This window comes from Pseudomonas sp. CLCA07, from assembly GCF_053615335.1.
In genome coordinates this window covers 4,839,856-4,858,780 of the sequence record NZ_CM132131.1, presented here as the reverse complement: position 1 = coordinate 4,858,780, position 18,925 = coordinate 4,839,856, and the positions used below count along the sequence as shown (strand labels likewise).

Sequence of the window (18,925 nt, the reverse complement as noted above, 5' to 3'; positions counted from 1 at the left end):
GATTGTGATTGTTCGGATCAGCAAGAGATTTCAACGGAACGTGCCAGGAGCCTTGAATAACAAAGGCTGAGGCCTGGCAGGACGACTTTGCAAACTATCGCAGGTAAACGGATTCGGGCGTTCAATCACATACCCTTGAGCGAAATCGACCCCGATTTCCAGCAATGCCTGCTCAATCTGGGGTGATTCTACAAACTCGGCAATCGTGCGCTTACCCATGACATGCCCTATGTGGTTAATCACTTCGACCATGGCGCGGTTAATCGGGTCGTCCAACATATCCTTTACGAAACTCCCGTCGATCTTCAGGAAGTCTACAGGTAAATGTTTCAAGTAAGCGAACGAGGACATTCCGGCACAGAAATCATCTAATGAAAAGTGACAACCTAAACCTTTGAGTTCATTGATAAATCTAGTTGCACTGCCCAAATTGGAAATTGCACTGGTTTCTGTGATTTCAAAACAAATCATTTCAGGTGGAATTGAATAGTTAACGAATTGTTCACGCAGGAAGTCCAGAAACGCCTCATCTCCGATAGTTGTGCCTGACAGATTAATCGCACACATGGCTAATGGACCTTGGCGCTCTTCAGCCCTGCATTGGGCAATGATCTTGAAGACGTTCTCCACCACCCAACGATCCAGTGCAGTCATCAACCCATAACGCTCGGCGGCCGGAATAAAACTGTTCGGCAAGATCATGCGGCCGGCTTCGTCATGCAGACGCAACAGGATTTCGATATGACCGCCGCCGCGCTCGGTATGCCCCAACGGCGCGATTTCCTGGGAATACAGGCAAAAGCGATTCTCTTCCAGCGCTATGTGCAGGCGCTGCACCCAGGCCATTTCGCCAAAACGCAATGTCAGTTCCGAGTCATCGGCGTGATAGACCTGAACCCGATTTCGTCCTTTTTCCTTGGCCATGTAACACGCCATATCAGCGGCGCGCAGTGATGCTTCCAGCGTCGTAGGAGGTTGCGCGACATGCACCAGCCCTATGCTTACCGTGGTGACAAAGGGTCGGCCTTTCCAGACAAAGTGCAGGTTTTGTACGGTCAGGCGCAAACTTTCGGCAATCTTCTCGGCAGCGTCCGATGCACAGTTTTCCAGCAAGATGCCGAACTCATCGCCACCCAGCCGAGCCAAGGTGTCACCTTCGCGCAACCCGGATTGCAACAACGCACAGATATGCCGCAGCAGCTCATCTCCCGCCGCATGACCGCACGTGTCATTGACCAGTTTGAATTGATCCAGATCGAGAAACATCAGGGCATGGCGCCCGGTATGCCGCGCCAGATTTTGCAGTGCCTGCTCCAGTCGAAACTCGAACTCGCGGCGGTTGGCGAGCCCGGTCAAGGCGTCATGAGTCGCCTGCCAGGACAGATTGGCAATGTACTGGCGCTCCTGCGTCATGTCATGCAACACCAGCACGGTGCCACTGACCTTGCCCACATTGCGAATCGGCGAACCCACCAACGTTACCGAAACCGTACTGCCATCCAGACGCTGAATCAGTTTGGAATGTTCGCTGCCACCGCTGAGTTGACCGCTCAAAATATGTTCGATCAACGTGAACCCGTCAGCCTGAGCGTTTTCATCCAGCAAATTGAACAGCGCCGCCAGCGGCAAACCCGTCGCCTGTTCGGCTTTCCAGTGGGTCAGCGCCTCGGCGGCGGGATTCATGTAGGTGATAGCGCCCTCGACATCCGTGGTGATCACGCCGTCGCCAATGGATTGCAAAGTGATCTGCGCCCGGTCTTTCTCCAGTTGCAGCGCTTCGGCGAATTCATGCCGCTGCTTGAGCAACTTGTGGGTACGCAGCAACGCAAGCGCGATCAAGCCCAGCGCCGTGGCGAGGTTGGTCACCAGCAGCAACTGGAGGATCAAGCGCGAGCCCTCGCCCAATGCATCACTGAACGCTTTGGCGGCTGGCGTCACTGCATCGTTGATGGCAAGTATCTGGTCTTTCCAGCGCCAGATATCAGCGGGTGAGACCTGTTTGTCGGCAACGCGCTGGTGCATCTCTTGCGCAACATCATCGAGTTGCAGCAAGTACGCGTCACCCACCGTCCAGCGGTCGATGGCTTTTTCAAGGTAAGAGAAATGCCGGAAGTTGAGGTAGAGCCAGATCAGACTGGAAACGTCGTCAGGGTGGTTGCCCCCTTTGAGGATCGCCTCTCGCGCGGTTTCGATTTCAGGTGGCTGGTGATCCAGCGCCAGGCGCAATTCGTGCCCCCCCTGAGGTATGGCAATGGCGTTCTGGTATTTGAGGAAAATCGCCTCGTCGCGACTGTCCGCGTAGAGGTTGAGGTAATAGATGGCGTCTTTTTGCCCCTTCGACCATAGGCTCTCACCGGCAACATAGCCGCGCACTGCCGACAGAACGTACAAGCTGACGCCCCCCAACAGGGCCTGAAACAACACGACGGCAATAAATGGCCAGACAATGCCCAACAACCGTGGCGTTCCGAGAGTCCGGGTTTGATTCATGAGGTCCCTTTTTAGCACTGCCAGATCATCATCCCAACGTGATCGCTACCGCTAGACTAGGGTGCGATCTCGATCCCGGCAAGCAAACCGTCCAACTTCAAGACTTGCACTGACAAAGACGCACTGAATTACTACCGGCGTTATAGCTGTTGTAAATGCCCGTAAAGCTTGGCGTACAAACCACCATCAGCTATCAATTGCTGGTGGTCGCCATCCTCGGCAATCTGTCCGCCATCGAACACCAGCACCCGGTCAGCCTGCTTCACCGCCGACAATCGGTGGGCAATGATCAGCGTGGTGCGGTGGCTGAGGAACCGCGCCAGCGCCTGATGCAGGTTGTATTCGGTGGCGGCGTCCAGCGCTGAAGTGGCCTCGTCGAGAATCACAACTTTGGGTTCGGCCAGGACCATCCGCGCAATCGCCAGGCGTTGGCGCTGGCCTCCGGACAAACGCACACCGGAGCGTCCGACGATGCTGTCCAGACCGTTTGGCAGCGCTTGAACCGTCTGGTGCAGCTGTGCGATTTCCAGCGCTTGCCAGCAGGCTTCGTCGCTGCGCACTCGGCCCATCGTCAGGTTGGCGCGGATGGTGTCGTTGAACAGCGCAGGATGTTGCAGAACCACCGCGACATTTTCGCGCACGGTTTCCAGGCCGATCTCCTGTTGGGTCGAGCCACCGAAGCGGATGGTCCCGGCCTGTGGCGTGTACAAGCCCAACAACAGTTGCACCAACGTGCTTTTGCCGCCGCCACTGGCGCCGACAATCGCGACTTTTTCACCGGGGGCGATGGACAGGTCCATCTTGTTCAGCACCCACTCATCGCCGTAACCGAAACTCAGGCCCTGGACTTCAATGCCCACGGTGTCACGGCCCTGGAACGGATCGACGCCGCCGGGGTATTGCGGCTCATCGGCCCGGGCCAGTAGCTCGTTGATCCGCGACAGCGCACCACTGGCGGCGTAATAGGCGTACTGCAGATTAAGCAGCTGTTCCACCGGACCGATCATGAACCACAGGTAGCTGAACACCGCCAGCATCTGGCCGATGGACAGGTCGGAGAACAGCACGGTGAGCATGGCCGCCGCGCGAAAAATATCGATGCCGAACTGGAACAGCAAACCGCTGGCCCGGTTCGAGGCATCGGTTTTCCATTGCGAGTTGACCGCGTAGTCGCGCACTTCCCGGGCCCGCAGGCCAAGGCGACCGAGGAAGAATCCCTGGCGGTTGCCGGCGCGCACTTCCTGGATCGAGTCGAGGGTTTCGGTCAGTGCCTGGGTGAAGCGCGAGGTGCTGTCGTTCTCGAGTTTCTTCAGGTGTTTGACCCGTTTGCCCAACAGCACCGTGGCGTAAATCACCAACGGATTGAACAGCATGATCAGCAGCGCCAGCTTCCAGTGCATCCAGACCAGAATGCTCGCGGTGCCGACCAGGGTCAGCATCGCCACAAGGAAACGACTGAGGGTTTCACCGACGAATTTGTCCAGCGTGTCCAGGTCGGTGACCATGTGCGTGGTCACCGTGCCGCTGCCCAGGCTTTCGTATTCGCCCAGGGAAATGCGCTTGAGCCGCTCGATCAGCCGGGTGCGAATGCGATACACGATGTCCTTGGCCAGCGCCGAGAACAATTTGGCCTGTATCACGTTGAACAACAAGGCGCCGCAACGCAGCAACAAGGTCACGAACAACATCAGGCCGATGTAGCCTGCCGCTTTCTGCCAGCCTTCGGGCAGGGCGTGGTTCATCACCTTCAGCGCGGCGTCACCGTGTCCCAGCAACACTTCGTCCACCAGCAACGGCAGCAGCAACGGAATCGGCACGCTGCACAAGGTCGCCAGCACGGCGACGCCATTGGCGATCCACAGGGATTTTTTATGGTGCAGGGCCAGTCGGCGGATTTCGGCCCAGCTCAGCCGATCGACACGCGTGGGAGCCGGGACATCATCGGGTACATCATGCACAGACAGAGTGCTCCAGCCAGCGGCCGAGCAACGGGGACAATTCACTCAGGGGTTGATAGCCATTGGTCAGCAACGCCAATTGACCATTGCGCTCAGCCAGCAACGTAGGGAACCCGGCGATGCCCAGGTCCTGAACCCAGGTGAAATCGGCCGCCGTGGCGGTGTGCATATCCGCACGGTCGAACGCAGCGGCGAATTCAATGCGCGGCAGACCGGCCTGCTCGGCCAGTTCCACCAGCACGCTGGCGTGGGTGACGTCGCGACCTTCGACGTAGAACGCGTGCTGAATCAGGCCCAGCAGCTTCCACGCGCAATCCGGCGCCAGGCTGCGCGCAGTCACCAACGCCCGACACGCAGGCTCCGTGTCGTAGACAAAGCCGTCGGGCAGAGCGCCTTCGGTTTTGAACGGTTGGCCGGTGGCCTCGGTAACCGCTTGCCAATGCTCAAGAATGTAGCGTCGGGTGGTCGGCTCCAGCGCCGCACCACTGCCGGTGCGCAAACCACCGACGATCAGATGCACCTCTACGCCCGCTGCGTGCGCCTGTTCGACCAAGGCGTTAGCCACTGGCGCAAAGCCCCAGCACCAGGAACACATCGGATCCATCACATAGAGCAGGCGGCGCGCAGACATGATTCAAGCCTCGGAAGGGGTTTGCTTATAGTTGTAACCGATCGGGTGCGGCAAGTTGCGAGCCTTGGCCAGTTCGATCTGCTTCTGCCGATCAATGGCACTGCGGCGGGTTTTCTCGCTCAGCGTGTTCCAGCAATGCGGGCAGCTGATACCGGCCACGTAATGCTCGCAGGCGCGGTCTTCGACGCTGATCGGCGTACGGCAGGCATGACATTGATCGTAGTCGCCTTCACTGAGGTCATGACGCACGGTCACTCGGTTGTCGAACACAAAGCAGTCGCCCTGCCATTTGGTTTCTTCCTGCGGCACCTCTTCGAGGTACTTCAGAATGCCACCTTTGAGGTGATAGACCTCATCGAAGCCTTCGCTGAGCATGAAGCTCGACGCCTTCTCGCAGCGGATGCCGCCGGTGCAGAACATCGCGACTTTCTTGTGCACGGCTGGGTCGAAGTTGGCTTTGATGTAGTCGGGAAATTCGCGAAAACTGGTGGTTTTCGGGTCGATGGCGCCTTCGAAGGTGCCAATCGAGACTTCGTAATCATTGCGGGTGTCGATCAACAGTACTTCAGGATCGCTGATCAGCGCGTTCCAATCCTGAGGATCAACGTAGGTGCCGACCTTTTTGTTCGGGTCCACGCCTTCAACGCCGAGGGTGACGATTTCTTTCTTGAGTTTGACCTTGGTGCGATAGAACGGCTGATCGTCGCAGTACGACTCTTTGTGATCGATGTCGTCCATGCGTGGGTCGTTCTTGAGCCAGGCCATCAGCCCGTCAATGCCTTCGCGACTGCCGGACACGGTGCCGTTGATGCCTTCTTCGGCGATCAGCAGCGTGCCTTTGATGCCGTTGTCGACCATTGCTTGCAGCAGTGGCTCGCGCAGGGCAACGTAATCTTCCAGGGTGACGAACTTATACAGTGCCGCCACGACAATCTGTTGTGTCATGGGTGTTTCTCCAGGTGGCTACCCTCGCAAAGGGTGAACCGGATTCAAAAAAAACGCGCCGGATGAGCGGCGCGTTGCGGATTCTAGCAAAATTAACGAGATCTCTGTAGGAGCCAGGCTTGCCTGCGATAGCGATCTTGAATACGCCATCGCCGGCAAGTCGGATCGCCGCACCGCGTGCTCCTACAGGTGCTGATTTCAGTGTTTGCTGCCGCCAGCACAGGTCGGTGAGGCCGGGGCCGCGTCGATCTGTGCCCATTCCTCAGGCGTGTAGGTATGCAGCGCCAACGCATGAAACTCGCCCATCAGCTCGCCGAGCGTGCCGTAGACTTTTTGATGACGCTTGACCCGATTCAGCCCTTCGAACTGCTGGCTGACCACCACGGCCTTGAAGTGGGTCTGCAACCCACGGCTGTGCATGTGGCTCTCATCCAGCACTTGCAGATGCTGTGGCTGTAACAGGCCCAGCGTCGATTCAATGCGTTGTTGCATGGTCATACCGAACTCCGCTTAAGGCTTTTTCTTGGCTGGAGCGGCGGCGCCTTTAGGCTCCAGCTCGGCGGTCATGTCAGCCAGCAGTTTGTTGACCACAGGCACCGCGCTTTCCAGCTTGGCTTGAGTCATCTGGGCCGATTGCTGAGTCAGCTGTGGCATTTTTTCCAGGACTTTCTTGCCCAGTGGCGACTGGTAGAACGCAACCAGGTCTTTAAGCTCGGATTCGCTGAAGTTGGTGGTGTAGAGCTTGACCATGTCCGGCTTCAGCTTATTCCAGCCAATGGCTTGGTCCAGCGCGGCGTTGGCTTTGGCCTGATACGTTTCCAGCACGGCTTTTTTCGATTCAGGGGCTTTGGTCTGTTCAAAGCGCTGAGCGAACATTTGCTGCACTTGCATGTACACCGGAGTGCCCAATTTGTCAGCGTGCGCCAGGGTCAGGAAAGCTTCAGCACTGGCGTTGTGGCTGGCGGTATCGGCAAAAACTGGGCCGCTGGCGCAGACCAGTGCAACCGCGGTACAGATGGCACGAAGACGAGTCATCGAGTTTCCTTTTCTAGCAGGCGAGGTAAAACCCCAAGGGCGTCCATTCTGCGCCTAAAAAAGTGTGTCGCTCAACCCCAAGCCTTGTCGGGACTGAATTAGAGGGGTTGAAGGGGCAAAAACCGATCAGATGGAACCACAGCCGCCGATCACAGCCTAAACTGCGCTATCAGACCAACAGGAGTGTGCATGATGAGCCGTATCGAAACCGACAGCCTTGGCCAGGTGGAAGTCCCGGATGAAGCTTACTGGGGCGCTCAGACGCAACGCTCGCTGATTAACTTCGCCATCGGCAGCGAGAAAATGCCGCTTGCGGTGCTGCATGCCCTGGCGCTCATCAAGAAAGCCGCAGCGCGGGTCAATGACCGTAACGGCGACGTGCCCGCCGATGTCGCCCGGCTGATCGAACAGGCTGCCGACGAAGTGCTCGATGGCGACCACGACGACCAGTTCCCTCTGGTGGTCTGGCAGACCGGCAGCGGCACCCAAAGCAACATGAACGTCAACGAAGTGATCGCCGGTCGCGCCAACGAGCTGGCAGGCAACCCCCGCGGCGGCAAGTCGCCGGTGCACCCCAACGATCACGTCAATCGCTCACAAAGCTCCAACGACTGCTTCCCCACCGCCATGCACATCGCGGCAGCCCAAGCGGTGCAGCAAGACTTGCTGCCGGCCATCAGTGAATTGTCGGGCGGGTTGTCCGAGCTGGCGGCGCGACACATGAAACTGGTCAAGACCGGTCGAACACACATGATGGACGCCACGCCGATTACCTTCGGCCAGGAAATCTCGGCGTTTATCGCGCAACTGGATTACGCCGAACGGGCAATCCGTAGCGCGCTGCCTTCCGTGTGTGAACTGGCCCAGGGCGGCACTGCTGTCGGCACGGGCCTGAATTCACCTCACGGTTTTGGCGAAGCGATTGCTGCCGAACTGGCTGCCCTCTCCGGTCTGCCCTTCATCACCGCGCCGAACAAATTCGCCGCGCTGGCCGGTCATGAACCGTTGACGACCCTGTCGGGTGCGCTGAAGACCCTGGCGGTGACGCTGATGAAAATCGCCAACGACCTGCGCCTGCTGGGCTCTGGTCCCCGGGCCGGTTTCGCCGAGGTGAAACTGCCAGCCAACGAGCCGGGCAGCTCGATCATGCCGGGCAAGGTCAATCCGACACAGTGCGAGGCGCTGTCGATGCTGGCATGTCAGGTCATGGGGAATGACGTCGCGATCGGGTTCGCGGCAAGTCAGGGTCATCTGCAATTGAACGTGTTCAAACCGGTGATCATTCACAACCTGCTGCAATCGATCCGCCTGCTGGGGGATGGCTGCAGCAATTTCCAACAGCATTGCATCGCCGGACTTGAGCCGGACGCAGAGAAAATGGCTGAACATCTGGAGCAGGGGTTGATGCTGGTGACCGCGCTGAATCCGCATATCGGCTATGACAAATCGGCGGAAATTGCCAAGAAGGCTTACGCCGAAGGGCTGACATTGCGGGAGGCGGCGTTGCAGCTGGGGTATCTGACGGATGAAGAGTTTGATGCCTGGGTGCGGCCGGAGAATATGCTGGAGGCAGGGGCCAAGGGCTGAAACTTGTAGCGCCTGACAGTCAGTCTTCGCGAGCAAGTCGAATCGTCGCACCGCCGCTCCCACAGGAGACTGTGATCCCCTGTGGGAGCGTGGCTTGCCCGCGATGAACGATAACGCGGTTTACTTAACCTGCTGCCATCCGAACGCGACGCGCCTTGAGCCCCGCAATCAACGAAGGCCCCAACGCCACCAACGCCGACCCCAACACCACCAGCACCGCCCCGCCATAACCCAAACCATTGATCGTTTCGGCCTGTACGAAGTCAGGCCACAACCACGCGGCCACGGCCACCGCGACAAACGTCACCAATGGCGTGATCGCCAGCGTCGCACTCACCCGCGACGCTTCCCAATGGGCCAGCGCTTCGGCAAACGCGCCATAGGCGATCAGCGTATTCATGCAGCACGCCAGCAGCAGCCAGCCTTGCAGCGGGCTTAATTGCAACGCCTCAAGTGGATGCACCCACGGTGTCAGCAACAGCGCGCAGAACAGGTAGATCACCATCATCACCTGCAGCGAATTCCACACCGTCAGCAATTGCTTCTGCCCCAAGGCGTAGAAGGTCCAGACCGTGGACGCCAACAACACCAACAGCACGCCGGTGGTGTATTCGGTCAACGAAGTGAGCAGCTCGGCCAGGCGCTGATTGAAAAACAGGGTGAAACCGATCAGCAGCACCAACAGGCCAATCCCCTGACCCACGCTGAAACGTTCCTTGAACACAAACAGACTGGCGATCAGCAACATGATCGGGCCCATCTGCACCACCAATTGCGCAGTGCCGGCGCTAAGCAGGTTCAGGCCCATCAAGTACAGCACGTAGTTGCCGACCAGACCGAGCACCGCCATCAACACCAGCCAGCCACCTCGCGGGCCGAGGACTTTACGAGTCGGCAAACGCCTGGTCGCCGCCAGATACACAAACAGGCACCCACCGGACACGATCAGGCGAAACCAGGTGACGGTCACCGGGTCCATCACCAACAACACTTGCTTGAGTTTGATCGGCAGGATTCCCCACAACAGCGCAGTCAACAAGGCCAGAAACAGACCGTAGACCCAGCGACCGGATGAAATGTGCATGCGAACCCCAACAGCCAGATGGCGAGAATCGTCATTCTAGGCGCAGAGGCGTCTGGCACACAGGGACAGTTGGCGAGCAGGCGCGAATGAAACTGTGCAGGTCGCAGCATCGTTTGATCGTCCGCAGGCGGCAGAGCGGGAGATTCGGGTGTATATCGAGCGGATGCGGATTTTATGTGCCCGCCGATTAACCGAGGTGCTGCCTTCGCGAGCAGGCTCGCTCCCACATTGGAATGCGATCAATTGTGGGAGCGAGCCTGCTCGCGAAAGCGATTAATCAGACAACTCAACTATTGGAGGCTTAACGCACCGCTTCAAACAACCCCGTCGCCCCCATCCCGCCACCCACGCACATGGTGACGATGCCGTAACGCAATTTGCGCCGCTGCAATTCGCGCACGAGATGCCCGACCTGACGCGAACCGGTCATGCCGAACGGGTGGCCAATGGAAATCGACCCGCCACTGACGTTGTACTTCTCGTTATCGATCTCCAGCCGATTGCGGCTGTACAGGCACTGCGAAGCAAACGCTTCGTTGAGTTCCCACAGATCAATGTCGGCGATCTGCAAACCCTTGGCCTTGAGCAACTTGGGCACCGAGAACACCGGACCGATGCCCATCTCATCCGGCTCGCACCCGGCGACCGTGAAACCACGGAAGAACGCTTTGGGCTTCAAGCCCAGTTCCAGCGCTTTTTCCAGGCTCATCACCAACGTCATCGACGCCCCATCGGACAGTTGCGACGAGTTGCCCGCCGTGACCGAACCGTCTTCGGCAAACACCGGTTTCAAGCCCGCCAGGCTTTCCAGCGTGGTGTCCGGGCGGTTGCAGTCGTCGCGATCGACGATGCCATCGAGAATTTGAATTTCACCGGTGTTTTTGTCTTCAACCCGGTACTTCACCGCCATTGGCACGATTTCATCATCGAACAGACCGCCAGCCTGAGCCTGAGCGGTGCGCTGCTGACTTTGCAGGGCATACAGGTCTTGCTCTTGGCGACTGACGTTGTAACGACGCGCGACGATTTCGGCGGTCTGGCCCATCGGAAAGTAGATGCCCGGTACCTGCTCCTTCAGCAACGGGTTGATCAGGTTATCGGTATTGACGCTTTTCATGGTCAGGCTGATGGACTCGACGCCACCGGCAACGATGATGTCGCTGCAACCCGAAGCAATCTGGTTGGCGGCAATGGCAATCGCCTGTAAGCCCGAGGAGCAAAAGCGGTTAAGGGTCATGCCGGCAGCGCCGATGCCCAAACGCGACAACACGGCGACGTTGCGACCGATGTTGTAGCCCTGCGCGCCTTCGTTGGAGCCTGCACCGACGATGCAGTCTTCGACGCTGGCCGGGTCGATGCCATTTCGTGCCAACAACGAGTCGACACAATGCGCCGCCATGTCATCTGGCCGGGTCTGGTTGAACTTGCCGCGAAAGGATTTGGCCAGGCCAGTCCGCACGCTGTCGACGATCACCACTTCACGCATGGCATACCTCATTGTTGTTATCGGTTGAGAGTGGACCGAGCATAAGTCCACCTCATAACTCACCGCGACAATCATTCATCCCGCGTATGCGTAACCATCGACTCAGTTCTTGTGCTTCCTGGCCCTCTTGTCGGACTTTTCGAACGCGGCTTCCAGCGCCCGATTAATCGTGCGCAAGACTTTGACTCGCGCCCAGCGCTTGTCATTGGCCTCCACCAGCGTCCAGGGCGAGATTTCGGTACTGGTGCGATCGACCATGTCACCCACCGCAGCGCGGTAAGCGTCCCACTTATCTCGATTGCGCCAGTCCTCTTCGGTGATCTTGAAACGCTTGAAGGGAATTTCTTCCCGGGCCTGAAAACGCTCCAACTGTGTCTGCTTGTCGATGGCCAGCCAGAACTTGACCACGATGACGCCCGAGTCGGAAATCTGTTCTTCGAAGTCGTTGATCTCGCTGTAAGCCCGCAGCCAGTCCGTCGGCGGGCAAAAGCCTTCGATGCGCTCTACCAGCACCCGCCCGTACCAGGAGCGATCAAAAACCGTGAACTTGCCCTTGGCCGGGAGGTGGCGCCAGAACCGCCACAGATACGGCTGCGCCCGCTCCTCTTCGGTCGGAGCGGCGATCGGCACGATGCTGTACTGACGCGGATCGAGCGCCGCCGCGACTCGCCGAATCGCCCCGCCCTTGCCCGCCGCATCGTTGCCTTCGAACACCGCCACCAACGCGTGCCGACGCATGCGTTTATCGCGCATCAGGCCCGAGAATCGCGCCTGTTCGGTAATCAGTTGTTCTTCGTAGTCTTCCTTGTCCAGGTGCAGGCTCAAGTCGAGACTGTCGAGCAGGTTGATCTGATCGATATGGATCGGCAGCGGCGCGGCATTGACCTTGTCGGGATGGACATCGGGGCGTTTCAGCGCAGTTTGCAGACCTTCAAGCAGGATCTTGCCTACCGCCAGGCTACGGTAATGGGCGTCCAACCCTTCAATCACATGCCACGGCGCGTAGTCGCGACTGGTGCGGCGCAACACACGCTCGCCATATTTCACAAATTTGTCGTATGTCTGGGATTGTTGCCAGTCCAGCGGACTGATGCGCCAGCTGTGCAGCGGATCGTCGGCAAGGGCCTTGAGGCGCGCTTTCATTTGCTTTTTGGAGAGGTGGAACCAGAACTTGAAGATCAGCGCGCCTTCGTCGCACAGCATCTTTTCAAAACGCTCGGATTGGTTGATCGACTGATCCAGCACCGCGTCTTTGAACAGGCCATGAACCCGGCCTTGCAGCATCTGGCTGTACCAATTGCCGAAGAAAATCCCCATGCGACCGGAGGCCGGCAGCATCCGCCAATAACGCCAGGCGGGTGGTCGGGCCAGCTCCTCATCAGTTTGCTGGTCGAAGGTGCGGACCTCTATCAGGCGCGGGTCCATCCATTCGTTGAGCAACTTGACCGTCTCGCCCTTGCCGGCGCCTTCGATACCATTGATCAGGATGATCACCGGGAAACGTTTTTGCTGCTGAAGTTCGAACTGCGCTTCAAGCAAGGCTTCGCGCAACGCCGGCACCTCGGCGTCATAGGTTTCTTTGTCGATGGCGTGACCGATTTCAGCGGATTCGAACATTGGACGGCTCCCTTTCCAGATTGAGCAAGACTAGCGGATTGACCTCCGTTGCGGGGGAGGAATCCCTTACTTCACGGCCGCAATAGTTATGTGTAGCAGCTGCCGAAGGCTGCGTTCGGCCGCGCAGCGGTCGTGAACCTGAGCTCACGTTTTACCTGAAAAAACACATTGCCTGATTTTGCGACCGCTACGCGGTCGAACGCAGCCTTCGGCAGCTGCTACAAGTCTTCCGTTGCCATGGATCAAGCAGTGTCTCGGCGATCGGCTAGAATGGCGACCTTGCCGCTGCCGAGCCTGCCATGAAACCTGTATTGCCTCACGCCCAACTCGACTGGGACGACCAGGGTCGCCCGTATTCGCGGGTGTTCGACGACGTGTATTTTTCGGACAAGTCGGGCCTTGAAGAAACCCGCTACGTGTTCCTGGAGCAGAACAATCTGCATGAGCGTTTCACCGCGTTACCGGACGGCGGTCGACTGGTCATTGGCGAGACCGGCTTCGGCACCGGGTTGAATTTTCTGTGTGCCTGGCAATTGTTTGAACAACACGCGGTGGCGGGTGCGCGCCTACACTTTGTGAGCGTCGAAAAATATCCGCTGAGCTTGCCCGATCTGCGACGCGCCCTGGCGTTATGGCCAGAACTCAAACGGTTCGCCGATCAATTGCTCGCGCAGTACGTAGCGATCCATCAAGGCTTCCAGCGATTGATCCTGGACAACGGCCGCGTGACGCTGACCTTGCTGATCGGCGATGCTCTTGAGCAGCTGCCGCAATTGGACGCGCAGATTGACGCCTGGTTTCTCGACGGTTTCGCCCCGGCGAAAAACCCCGACATGTGGACCGCCGAATTGTTTGCCGAGCTGGCACGGCTGGCAGCGCCAGGCTCGACGATAAGCACGTTCACCAGCACCGGTTGGGTGCGCCGCCTGCTGAACGCGGCAGGCTTCAAGATGAAGCGCACACCGGGCATTGGCCACAAGTGGGAAATCCTGCGGGGTGTGTTCCTTGGCTGGCCCGAAGACACCGAGGCACCCGTTGCTGCAAAACCCTGGTTTGCTCGACCGACAGCATTGACTGGCGAACGTCGAGCCTTGGTAATCGGTGGCGGCCTGGCCGGTTGCGCCACAGCCGCCAGCCTCGCCACGCGGGGTTGGCAGGTCAGTTTGTTGGAGCGACATGACGCACTGGCCCAGGAAGCCTCAGGCAACCCACAAGGCGTGTTGTACCTCAAGCTTTCCGCCCATGGCACCGTATTGTCTCAGTTGATCGTCAGTGGTTTTGGCCACACACGACGCTTGCTGGAGCATTTGCAGCGCGGTGTCGACTGGGACGGTTGCGGCGTGCTGCAACTGGCCTTTAACGCCAAGGAAGCGCAACGTCAGGCGCAATTGGCGGCGGCGTTTCCCGAAGATCTGCTGCACGTGCTGGATCGAGAAAACGCCGAGATTCACGCCGGTATCGCACTGCAATCAGGCGGTCTGTTTTACCCCGAAGGCGGCTGGGTGCATCCGCCCGCCCTGTGCCACTGGCAAGCGACGCATCCGGATATCCAGATTCTTACCCATCGCGATGTGCTGGAACTGCGCCGCGTCGACGGGCACTGGCAAGCCTGGGATGGCAAATCATTATTAGCTGACGCCCCCGTGGTGGTGCTCGCCGGCGCCGCCGAGATCAAGCGTTTCCCATACAGCAGCGAATTGCCGCTCAAACGTATTCGCGGGCAAATCACTCGCCTGCACCAGACACCTGAGAGCAAAAGCCTGAGTACCGTGGTTTGCGCTGAAGGTTATGTCGCCCCGGCTCGATTGGGTGAACACACGCTGGGCGCCAGTTTCGATTTCAACAACGATGACCTGACGCCAACGGCAGCCGAGCATGCCGGCAACCTGCACATGCTTGAAGAAATTTCGGTGGATCTGGTTGCTCGGCTCGGCGCAGACACCTTGCAACCTGAAGCCCTTGAGGGTCGCGCGGCATTTCGCTGCACCAGCCCGGATTACTTGCCGATTGTCGGGCCCTTGGCCGATAGTCAGGCGTTTGCCGACGCCTATATCGCCCTGAGCAAGGATGCCCGGCAAACCCCGGACATCCCTTGCCCCTGGCTGGACGGTTTGTACGTCAACAGCGGCCATGGTTCACGAGGGCTGATCACCGCGCCATTGTCGGGCGAGTTGCTGGCCGCGTGGCTGGAGAACGAACCACTGCCATTGCCCAGAGCAGTGGCCGAAGCCTGTCACCCAAACCGTTTTGCCTTGCGGCGTTTGATCCGGGGTAAGTGAATCCACTCGACTCATGACGTCCCGGGTCAGGCGCACGGTCCCGATGGCGTTGCCCTCCTTGTCCGTCCCGCGGACTTATTACTTATCGATCTAAAACTCCCTCGCCCCCACCGGGTCAGTTTCTGAGTACCTGCCGTTTTGGCCGGGTATCGATTGACCCTCCCCAACGGAAAAACCGGTAAGGATTTTATGTGCGGATTAGCTGGCGAGTTACGTTTTGATCACCAACCGGCGGACCTCGCGGCCGTTGAACGAATCACCCATCACCTGGCCCCTCGCGGCCCGGATGCCTGGGGCTTTCACGCTCAAGGGCTGATTGCGCTGGGCCATCGGCGCCTGAAAATCATGGACCTGTCGGACGGCTCGGCGCAGCCGATGATCGACAATCAATTGGGCTTGTCCCTGGCCTTCAACGGCGCAATCTACAACTTCCCGGAACTGCGCGCCGAGCTCGAAAGCCTCGGCTATGTCTTCTATTCCGGCGGTGACACCGAGGTGCTGCTCAAGGGTTATCACGCCTGGGGCGAAGCCTTGCTGCCCAAGCTCAACGGCATGTTCGCGTTCGCGATTTGGGAACGTGACGCCCAGCGCTTGTTCATCGCCCGCGACCGCCTCGGCGTGAAGCCGCTGTACCTGTCGCGCACCGCTCAGCGACTGCGCTTTGCCTCGGCGTTGCCGGCATTGCTCAAGGGTGGCGACATCAACCCGATGCTCGACCCGGTGGCGCTCAATCATTATCTGAATTTCCATGCCGTGGTCCCGGCGCCGCGCACCCTGCTGGCCGGTATTGAAAAACTGCCGCCGGCCACCTGGATGCGCATCGAAGCCGATGGCAGTACCACGCAGAAAATCTGGTGGACCCTGCCCTACGGCCCACGCGCCGACGAAATGAACCTGACCCTCGAAGACTGGCGTGACCGTGTGCTCGACAGCACTCGCGACGCAGTGGCGATACGTCAACGTGCGGCAGTCGACGTCGGCGTATTGCTTTCGGGTGGTGTCGATTCAAGCCTGCTGGTCGGGCTGTTGCGGGAAGTCGGCGTGGAAAACCTGTCGACCTTCTCCATCGGTTTTCAAGATGCCGGCGGCGAGCGCGGCGACGAATTTCAGTATTCGGACCTGATCGCCAGGCACTACGGCACCCAACACCATCAATTGCGCATCGACGAAAAAGAGATCATCGAGCAACTGCCGGCAGCGTTCCGCGCCATGAGCGAGCCGATGGTCAGCCATGACTGCATTGCCTTCTATCTGCTGTCCCGCGAAGTGGCCAATCATTGCAAAGTGGTACAGAGCGGCCAGGGCGCGGACGAGTTGTTCGCCGGGTATCACTGGTATCCGCAGGTCGACGGTGCTGCCAATCCGTACACGGCCTATCGAGAGGCGTTCTTCGACCGCAGCTACGACGATTACGCAGCCACCGTGCAGCCAAGATGGCTGACAGCCAATGACGCCGCCGGTGACTTCGTGAAGGAACATTTCGCACAGCCCGGCGCCGACGCGGCGGTGGACAAGGCCCTGCGCCTGGACAGCACGGTGATGCTGGTCGACGACCCGGTTAAACGCGTCGACAACATGACCATGGCCTGGGGTCTGGAAGCACGCACGCCGTTTCTCGACTATCGGCTGGTCGAATTGTCGGCCCGCGTGCCGAGTAAATTCAAACTGCCGGACGGCGGCAAACAAGTCCTCAAGGAAGCCGCGCGACTGGTGATTCCGAGTGAAGTCATCGACCGCAAGAAAGGTTACTTCCCGGTGCCTGGCCTCAAGCACTTACAGGGCGATACGCTGGACTGGGTGCGCGAACTGCTGCTCGATCCCAGTCAGGATCGCGGCCTGTTCAACCCGGCCATGCTCGACCGGCTGCTGACAGATCCGCAAGGTCAATTGACCCCGCTGCGCGGCTCCAAGCTGTGGCAATTAGCGGCCCTGAACCTGTGGCTCAGCGAGCAAGGAATCTGATTGATGAAACCCAACGCTACGGCTTACAGCCAACGCTTGTTGCGCGGCCAGACGCCTTCCTATGAACGCTTGCAGGCGCGTCTGGCCGAAGACGGCAGCGAACTGAGTGCCGCGCCGATTGCCGTGCATTGCGGCTGGGGCCGGTTGCTGATCGGGCACACCTTTCCCGATCCGGCCAGCCTCGCCCAAGAGTTGCTCAATGAGCAGCCGGGCGAACGCGACATTGCGTTGTACGTTGCCGCACCTCAGCAAATACTGGGGCTTGAACCCGCACAGCTGTTTCTTGACCCGTCCGACACCTTGCGGTTGTGGTTCAGTGATTACCGTCAGGCAACGCGCGTGTTTCGCGGTTTTCGTATCCGTCGGGTACAAAGTGATGCGGACTGGCTGGCAATCAATCAGCTGTATCAGGCGCGCGGCATGTTGCCCATCGATGCAAATCTGCTGACCCCGCGCCATCTGGGTGGCCCGGTGTATTGGCTGGCCGAGGACGAAGACAGCAGCGCGATCATCGGCAGTGTCATGGGCCTCAATCACCACAAGGCGTTCAACGACCCGGAAAACGGCAGCAGCCTGTGGTGCCTCGCGGTCGACCCTTGCTGCTCGCGGCCCGGTGTCGGTGAAGTGTTGGTGCGACATTTGATCGAACACTTCATGAGCCGTGGGCTGAGTTACCTCGACTTGTCGGTTTTACACGACAACCGGCAGGCGAAAAGCCTTTACGCCAAGCTCGGATTCCGCAATCTCTCGACCTTTGCCATCAAGCGCAAGAACGGCATCAATCAGCCGCTGTTTCTCGGGCCGGGGCCGCAGGCCCAATTCAATCCCTATGCACGGATCATCGTCGAGGAAGCCCATCGGCGCGGCATTGATGTGCACGTGGATGATGCCGATGCCGGCCTGTTCACCCTCAGCCATGGCGGGCGCCGGGTGCGCTGCCGCGAATCGTTGAGCGACCTGACCAGCGCCATCAGCATGAGCCTGTGTCAGGACAAAAGCCTGACGCACAAAGTGCTCAAAGGCGCAGGGCTGAACCTGCCTTCGCAACAACTGGCGGGCAATGCCGATGACAACCTGGCGTTTCTCGATGAGCACGAGCGGGTGGTGGTCAAGCCGCTGGATGGCGAGCAAGGTCAAGGGGTTGCCGTGGATTTGCGGACGATTGAAGAGGTGCAGCAAGCCATCGAAGCCGCTCGCCAGTTCGACAGTCGAGTGCTGCTGGAAAGTTTTCACGAAGGCCTCGACCTGCGGATTGTGGTGATCGGGTTTGAGGTGGTGGCGGCGGCGATTCGACGGCCGGCGGAAGTGGTCGGCGATGGCCAGCATTCCATCGGTGCGCTGATCGAAGCCCAGAGCCGGCGTCGACAGGCGGCGAGCAGCGGAGAGAGCAAAATACCCCTGGATCATGAGACCCAGCGCACGTTACATGCGGCGGGTTACGACTACAGCAGCATTCTCCCGGCGGGCGAGCATTTGTTCGTACGGCGTACGGCGAATCTACATACAGGCGGGATTCTGGAGGATGTCACGGCGATTCTGCATCCAACTCTGGAGGATGCGGCGGTGCGTGCGGCGCGGGCGCTGGATATCCCGATGGTCGGACTCGACTTGATGGTGCTCGCTGCCGATCAGCCGGCGTATGTGTTTATCGAGGCTAATGAGCGCGCCGGATTGGCCAACCATGAACCACAGCCGACGGCTGAGCGGTTTGTGGATTTGTTGTTTCCGCACAGTCAGCCGGCGGTTTCCTAGTGATGTGTCGTCTGAACTGACGCCATCGCCGGCAAGCCGGTCTCGCTCCCACAGGGGAATGCGGTCAAATGTGGGAGCGAGACCGGCTTGCCGGCGAAG

13 protein-coding genes are annotated in these 18,925 nt (G+C 59.1%); 4 read left to right on the top strand and 9 right to left on the bottom strand.

The window, feature by feature from the left end; translation table 11 throughout:
* Positions 1 to 30 precede the first annotated feature (30 nt).
* From ACWGZX_RS22365 to ACWGZX_RS22340, 6 genes are all read right to left on the bottom strand, one after another.
* A complete protein-coding gene (locus tag ACWGZX_RS22365) occupies positions 31 to 2,490 on the bottom strand; it encodes an EAL domain-containing protein (RefSeq protein ID WP_452625464.1) in 2,460 nt (819 codons plus the stop codon).
* A 140-nt stretch (positions 2,491 to 2,630) separates the two neighbouring features.
* A complete protein-coding gene (locus ACWGZX_RS22360; RefSeq protein ID WP_452625463.1) occupies positions 2,631 to 4,448 on the bottom strand; it encodes an ABC transporter ATP-binding protein in 1,818 nt (605 codons plus the stop codon).
* Positions 4,441 to 5,043, bottom strand: coding sequence for a DsbA family protein (locus ACWGZX_RS22355; RefSeq protein ID WP_452629051.1), 603 nt, complete (start codon positions 5,041 to 5,043; stop codon positions 4,441 to 4,443). Before ACWGZX_RS22355 ends, ACWGZX_RS22360 begins: the two co-directional genes overlap by 8 nt.
* Before the next feature lie 39 nt (positions 5,044 to 5,082).
* On the bottom strand, positions 5,083 to 6,024 hold the full coding sequence (gene trhO / locus ACWGZX_RS22350) for an oxygen-dependent tRNA uridine(34) hydroxylase TrhO (protein ID WP_452625462.1): 942 nt from the start codon (positions 6,022 to 6,024) through the stop codon (positions 5,083 to 5,085).
* A 198-nt stretch (positions 6,025 to 6,222) separates the two neighbouring features.
* Complete coding sequence (locus ACWGZX_RS22345; RefSeq protein WP_008151216.1) at positions 6,223 to 6,522, bottom strand: BolA family protein; 300 nt, start codon at positions 6,520 to 6,522, stop codon at positions 6,223 to 6,225.
* Positions 6,523 to 6,534: 12 nt separating this feature from the next.
* Complete coding sequence (locus ACWGZX_RS22340; protein ID WP_223519066.1) at positions 6,535 to 7,059, bottom strand: DUF2059 domain-containing protein; 525 nt, start codon at positions 7,057 to 7,059, stop codon at positions 6,535 to 6,537.
* Between the two features lie 192 nt (positions 7,060 to 7,251).
* Between ACWGZX_RS22340 and ACWGZX_RS22335 the strand changes: the two genes are divergently transcribed.
* Positions 7,252 to 8,646 (top strand): class II fumarate hydratase, encoded by a 1,395-nt coding sequence (locus ACWGZX_RS22335; RefSeq protein WP_452629050.1) that lies wholly within the window; start codon positions 7,252 to 7,254, stop codon positions 8,644 to 8,646.
* A 124-nt stretch (positions 8,647 to 8,770) separates the two neighbouring features.
* On the opposite strand, the gene ACWGZX_RS22330 is transcribed toward ACWGZX_RS22335, so the two are convergent.
* The 3 genes from ACWGZX_RS22330 to pap form a co-directional block, all read right to left on the bottom strand.
* Positions 8,771 to 9,730: a DMT family transporter gene (locus ACWGZX_RS22330; protein WP_452625461.1), complete on the bottom strand. Its 960-nt coding sequence runs from the start codon at positions 9,728 to 9,730 to the stop codon at positions 8,771 to 8,773.
* Positions 9,731 to 10,031: 301 nt separating this feature from the next.
* The gene (locus tag ACWGZX_RS22325; RefSeq protein WP_452625460.1) at positions 10,032 to 11,216 is read right to left on the bottom strand and encodes a thiolase family protein; all 1,185 of its coding nucleotides are present in this window, start codon (positions 11,214 to 11,216) and stop codon (positions 10,032 to 10,034) included.
* Between the two features lie 102 nt (positions 11,217 to 11,318).
* Entirely contained in the window at positions 11,319 to 12,833 is a 1,515-nt protein-coding gene (pap, locus tag ACWGZX_RS22320) for a polyphosphate:AMP phosphotransferase (protein ID WP_452625459.1), read from the bottom strand.
* 299 nt (positions 12,834 to 13,132) lie between these two features.
* On the opposite strand from pap, the gene mnmC reads away from it, so the two are divergent.
* The 3 genes from mnmC (at position 13,133) to ngg (ending at position 18,826) form a co-directional block, all read left to right on the top strand.
* Positions 13,133 to 15,112, top strand: coding sequence for a bifunctional tRNA (5-methylaminomethyl-2-thiouridine)(34)-methyltransferase MnmD/FAD-dependent 5-carboxymethylaminomethyl-2-thiouridine(34) oxidoreductase MnmC (gene mnmC / locus ACWGZX_RS22315; protein WP_452625458.1), 1,980 nt, complete (start codon positions 13,133 to 13,135; stop codon positions 15,110 to 15,112).
* 189 nt (positions 15,113 to 15,301) lie between these two features.
* A complete protein-coding gene (locus ACWGZX_RS22310) occupies positions 15,302 to 17,074 on the top strand; it encodes an N-acetylglutaminylglutamine amidotransferase (protein ID WP_452625457.1) in 1,773 nt (590 codons plus the stop codon).
* A 3-nt stretch (positions 17,075 to 17,077) separates the two neighbouring features.
* Positions 17,078 to 18,826 (top strand): N-acetylglutaminylglutamine synthetase, encoded by a 1,749-nt coding sequence (ngg, locus tag ACWGZX_RS22305; protein ID WP_452625456.1) that lies wholly within the window; start codon positions 17,078 to 17,080, stop codon positions 18,824 to 18,826.
* Positions 18,827 to 18,925 lie beyond the last annotated feature (99 nt).

Excerpts from the sequence above, each read along its gene's own strand:
- trhO (WP_452625462.1), bottom strand. The coding sequence starts at position 6,024 with ATGACACAACAGATTGTCGTGGCGGCACTGTATAAGTTCGTCACCCTG.
- ACWGZX_RS22345 (WP_008151216.1), bottom strand. The coding sequence starts at position 6,522 with ATGACCATGCAACAACGCATTGAATCGACGCTGGGCCTGTTACAGCCA.
- mnmC (WP_452625458.1), top strand. The coding sequence starts at position 13,133 with ATGAAACCTGTATTGCCTCACGCCCAACTCGACTGGGACGACCAGGGT.
- ACWGZX_RS22340 (WP_223519066.1), bottom strand. The coding sequence starts at position 7,059 with ATGACTCGTCTTCGTGCCATCTGTACCGCGGTTGCACTGGTCTGCGCC.
- ACWGZX_RS22325 (WP_452625460.1), bottom strand. The coding sequence starts at position 11,216 with ATGCGTGAAGTGGTGATCGTCGACAGCGTGCGGACTGGCCTGGCCAAA.
- ACWGZX_RS22335 (WP_452629050.1), top strand. The coding sequence starts at position 7,252 with ATGAGCCGTATCGAAACCGACAGCCTTGGCCAGGTGGAAGTCCCGGAT.
- ngg (WP_452625456.1), top strand. The coding sequence starts at position 17,078 with ATGAAACCCAACGCTACGGCTTACAGCCAACGCTTGTTGCGCGGCCAG.
- ACWGZX_RS22310 (WP_452625457.1), top strand. The coding sequence starts at position 15,302 with ATGTGCGGATTAGCTGGCGAGTTACGTTTTGATCACCAACCGGCGGAC.
- pap (WP_452625459.1), bottom strand. The coding sequence starts at position 12,833 with ATGTTCGAATCCGCTGAAATCGGTCACGCCATCGACAAAGAAACCTAT.
- ACWGZX_RS22330 (WP_452625461.1), bottom strand. The coding sequence starts at position 9,730 with ATGCACATTTCATCCGGTCGCTGGGTCTACGGTCTGTTTCTGGCCTTG.
- ACWGZX_RS22355 (WP_452629051.1), bottom strand. The coding sequence starts at position 5,043 with ATGTGTTCCTGGTGCTGGGGCTTTGCGCCAGTGGCTAACGCCTTGGTC.
- ACWGZX_RS22365 (WP_452625464.1), bottom strand. The coding sequence starts at position 2,490 with ATGAATCAAACCCGGACTCTCGGAACGCCACGGTTGTTGGGCATTGTC.